Source organism: Vibrio sp. Vb0304 (assembly GCF_033338995.1).
Classification (GTDB): Bacteria; Pseudomonadota; Gammaproteobacteria; order Enterobacterales; family Vibrionaceae; genus Vibrio; species Vibrio alginolyticus.
The window spans coordinates 1-1,337 of record NZ_JAWOTT010000157.1; the positions used below are offsets into that span (position 1 = coordinate 1).

At 40.0% G+C, this 1,337-nt stretch carries 1 protein-coding gene and 1 pseudogene; both read right to left on the bottom strand.

From position 1 onward, the window contains the following. Positions 1 to 878: GGDEF domain-containing protein (locus tag R7P35_RS24620; protein ID WP_318092971.1), on the bottom strand; the 878-nt coding region annotated here is incomplete at its 3' end. Between the two features lie 173 nt (positions 879 to 1,051). Further along, a pseudogene (locus R7P35_RS24625) lies at positions 1,052 to 1,337 on the bottom strand (hypothetical protein); the annotation flags it as partial.

The following is a 1,337-nucleotide window of genomic DNA, read 5'->3' on the forward strand; positions in this document are numbered from 1 at the left end:
CAAATAACAAAGAACTCATCACCTCCCAATCTGCACACAATATCATCGCTACGAAAATGATATTTAAGTGCCTGTGCAAGCTCGATTAACACCAAGTCTCCGGCCTCATGCCCACACGTATCATTGACTTGTTTAAAATAATCCGCATCAATCATGATACAAACCAAAGGCAGTGTTTTGTGCTCCGTGTCATCCCAAAGCTTTTTCAACGTTTTGATTGCACTGCGTCGATTAGGAAGTTGAGTTAATGAGTCCGTTAATGACAGCGCTTCCAGCTGCTTATTTGCCGTTAACAACTGGTTCGTTCTTGCTTCTACTTTTTCTTCTAATTCCAAATTGAGTTTTAAGAGATCACGATTACGTTCGGACACTTGAGAAAACAGCGCATTGAGTGCTTCTAGTAATGGCTCGGTAGACGCGTTAGCTTGTTGCTCTTGTTCGCGATAAGCTTCTAAAGGAGAAACGCCTCGTTCGATGGCTTTGATCTGTTTCGCCATATTTTGATCGATGCCAAGAATGTGGTACGCCAACCAATGAATGAGAAAATCCAACAACTGCTCCGCTGATTGCCGATTATCTTCGTTAATAAAACTTTGCATGCTGACAATATCGCCCATAAAAGTGCGATGTACTTGAATATGCTTTTGGAGATGCTCGTGATGAATCCCCACTTCTCTCATTAAATTTTCCTCTTCTTTGAAGTGAAATTCGGCGTAACGAGAGAGTTCAAATAACGCGCTCTGAATATCCGCTATAGAAATCGTGTTTCGCGTCAAAAGTTTGCCGTACTTATTAATAAACTCAACGAGATACTGGTGTTGGTCGTCAACATCTTCGATTCCTGTTTCAAAATAGATGTCCCAACGAAATGAATTCAACGTTACTACTCCCAATATCGACGAGTCTATATCAAGTCACTATGAGCAACCTGAAATGCCACAATAAATATAGGGAATAGTAACGATAAAAGTTTTCTAACACCCCACTGAGTAGTCAAAATAATGACAAAGATCTCCATGATGGATTATTTTCGCTAAGCAATTCAGCAAATCTAAAAATAATACTGTATAGAGAGTTCAATAAAATCGTCGTCTCGAGCAAAATAAAGTAAGTCTGTCGGCGTATCATTTTTAAATAACCACGCATCAACTTGCCACTTCAGATGGTTCGATATTCTGCTCGAGGCTTCTAACTTTGCGTTATAAACATCTGAGTTCTCCAAATCTTGCGTAATCCCAGTGAGAATTTCAGTTCCATCCTCATCATTTAAGGCAAAGCGGACACCTGCAAACACATCATTTTGACCAATGTTCTGTGCGTTATTTCCCCGACTATCA